The 233-nt window shown below is 71.2% G+C and carries 1 pseudogene; it reads left to right on the top strand.

Going from position 1 to position 233, the window contains the following annotated elements:
- Positions 1–233, top strand: a pseudogene (locus ACNAW0_RS30965) (cell division protein FtsK); the annotation flags it as partial.

The following is a 233-nucleotide window of genomic DNA, read 5'->3' as shown; positions in this document are numbered from 1 at the left end:
TTCGACCGGCACACCGTCCTGCCCGTCCTCAAGACGGTCCGCTGCGGTGCCGGCGTCGACGTGGTGACGGTGCGGATGGTCACCGGGCAGATCCCCGACGACTTCGGCCGCGTCGCCGAGAGGTTGGCCCACACCTTCGGTGTCCGCCAGGTGAAGGCCACCCCCAGCAACCGGCCCGACGTGGTGCTGCTGCACCTGTTCCGCGGTGACCCCCTCGCCAAGCTCGTCCGCCC

Source organism: Micromonospora sp. SL1-18 (assembly GCF_047921505.1).
In the GTDB taxonomy this organism is placed as follows: domain Bacteria; phylum Actinomycetota; class Actinomycetes; order Mycobacteriales; family Micromonosporaceae; genus Micromonospora.
Note: the sequence above shows the minus strand (reverse complement) of the source record. Positions and strands in the feature narration are given on the sequence as shown.